This is a genomic window from Curvivirga aplysinae (genome assembly GCF_009711445.1).
Lineage (GTDB): Bacteria > Pseudomonadota > Alphaproteobacteria > UBA8366 > Aestuariispiraceae > Curvivirga > Curvivirga aplysinae.
Genome location: NZ_SMMC01000051.1, coordinates 1,906 through 4,596, shown reverse-complemented (window position 1 = coordinate 4,596; position 2,691 = coordinate 1,906). Strand labels below are relative to the sequence as shown.

The 2,691-nt window shown below is 40.0% G+C and carries 2 protein-coding genes; both read left to right on the top strand.

Annotated features, from left to right (window positions below; all coding sequences use genetic code 11):
* The coding region (locus E1160_RS00600; protein WP_218048622.1) for a bacteriohemerythrin at nucleotides 1-1,684 on the top strand (1,684 nt) is incomplete at its 5' end.
* Between the two features lie 132 nt (nucleotides 1,685-1,816).
* The coding region (locus tag E1160_RS00595) for a bestrophin family protein (RefSeq protein WP_155153055.1) at nucleotides 1,817-2,691 on the top strand (875 nt) is incomplete at its 3' end.

The window sequence follows — 2,691 nt, the reverse complement described above, 5'->3', positions numbered from 1 at the left end:
GGATAACTCTAATTCCAGTTCAATATCTAATGAATTGTCCGTTGAGCAATATAAACAATTGCTCCAATCATTTTCCTCGACTGTTTCTGGAGTGATCGGACAAGATTATTATAAAGCTGTTGTAAGAATGCTATCGGAAACACTTGGTGTTGATTACGTGTTTATTGGTGAATATGTCGAAGATTTTACGGCAATCGTCACGCGTGCAGGATATGGAAAAGGTCAATTTCAAGATAGCATTACCTATAGCTTGGAAGGTACGCCTTGTGATATTGCTTTGGGGCAAGGGGTTTGCGTTTATACTTCTGGCGTTCAGCAAGCTTTCCCTCAGGATGAATATCTTCAAATCATCGGTGTTGAATCCTATATGGGGGCGACGTTATATGACTCAAACGATCGAGGTATGGGGATTATTAATGTTCTTCATAGTGAACCGATCGCGAATAAGAATATAATTTCAGCTTGTTTTGATATTATTGCCGGGCGTACCGCTGCTGAAATGGAGCGTATGAAGAAAGAAGTTGAACTTCAAAATGCCCTAATTGTTGCAGAACATGCCAATCAGGCGAAATCAGAATTTCTATCTGCTATGAGCCATGAATTACGCACCCCCTTAAATGCGATATTGGGGTTTGCCCAACTTATGAAGATGAACGAGCTGAATCCCCTAAGTCAATCGCAAAAATCTTATTTGGAAAGTATAGAGCAAGGCGGAGAACATTTGGTGGGATTGGTAAATTCAATTCTTGATTTGATAAATATAAAAGATGGTCAGATTGAATTAGAGATTGAAAGCTTTAATCCAATAGAAGTTGTGGTGGAAACGGTTGGTTCGATTGCCGGGTTGGCAGGACAGAATCAAATTCATGTTAAAAATAATTTAATACCTGATCAGACTGGTTTGGTTAAAAGTGATAGGGCACGATTTAAACAGATAATATTGAATGTGCTGATGAATGCCATTCAGTTTAATAACCCCGAAGGTGAGGTTGAAATCTATGGGGAGGTGACCCAGCAAAATTTCCAACGCATTTATATTCGAGATACGGGAATTGGTATTGAACCTCATCAGCAGGAACGTATGTTCGATACGTTCCATCATTTTGATTATAAATCCAAAGTAACGAAGAACGGGCTTGGGATTAGTTTGGCTGTTTCTAAGCTTTTGCTTCAAAGCCTTGCTGGATGGATTGATTTTAAAAGTGAGGTCGGCGTAGGAAGTACTTTTTGGATAGATATCCCTTTGGAGAATAATGATGAAATTATCATTTGGGATAATAATATCCGTGTTGGTGTGGAGGCGATAGATCAGGATCATCAACAAATTATTGCGCTTGTAAATCGTGCTTGGCGGCGTGATGTATCCGAAGGTGATATGGATGATATTCTGACAGAATTGATTAGCTATACAAAATACCATTTCGCACGTGAAGAAAAATTGATGGAAATCTGTGGTTATACTGAAATTGCCGATCATAAGAAGATCCATGGGCGTTTGATAGGGCAACTAAATGAAATGGCATTAGTGTGGCAGGGAAGTCGAAGCGATGAGAGCTTAATGCGTCTTCGGTATTTCTTACGTGACTGGTGGATGACGCATATTGGAAAAGTAGATCGCGAATTGGCAAAATGTGCGAAGGGCAAAGATCACGAAATCATGCAACAACTTGCTCTTATCACTTGAAAATTTAGGTTAATTATTTGTAGAAATTGTTCTAAATAAAGTGCTTTTTGACGTTTATAAAACGGTATGCCTGCGAAAAGATTGAGACATTCATCCCATTGAATAGAAATGCCAACGCGCAAGGTCAAGCCGATGATTGTTCGTGATAAACCAAGTATCTGGATGTTGTTTTTTATTACCAAGGGATCTGTGATTACAGATATTTGGGCAAAGATCTTAATTGTAACGGCTTTTTCTACCATTATTTATTTTTTAGATAGCCAATATAATATAGTACCCCATTTCTCAATATCAGCGATGGGCGTGTTTGGTATTGCTATGTCACTATTTCTTAGTTTTAGGAATAGTGCGGCCTATGACCGTTGGTGGGAGGCACGGAAACTCTGGGGCGCACTGGTTGGTGATTCAAGAAGTTTTGCGCGCGACACAAGATTATTCCTGAAGGATAACAATCATCGCAAGCGGTTGCTGTTTTTGTTAGCCGCTTTTACCAACGCGCATCGAATGAATTTGCGTTTCGAAATGCAGGGCGCCGATCTTAAATACTGGTTGCAAAAAGAGGAAGTCGCAGCTGTTAAATCATCAGCCGCGCCGGCATGTTATGCATTAAATCTATTGGCAGAAGAAATCGCAACATTGCGAGAAAAAGAAATATTAAGTGAGTTAGGGACACGTGTTTTGTCAGAACGTATGGGCATGATTGCTATGTCCCAAGCAGGATGTGAGCGTATCGCTAATACGCCCTTACCATTTGTATATTCTTTACTTATTCGCCGTACGGCTTACCTATATTGTTTTTTAGTGCCCTTTGCATTGATTGATGCGGCGGGCTATATGGCGCCATTATTTTCAGCGATTATAGCCTATGTATTTTTTGGCTTAGCGGCCGTTACAAACCATCTGGAACATCCATTTTATCGTGGGCCAAATGGTTTGCCGTTAGATGCAATGTGCCGAACTATTGAAAACGGATTGCTATGTAGTTTAGGTAAAAAATTACGTCCGGC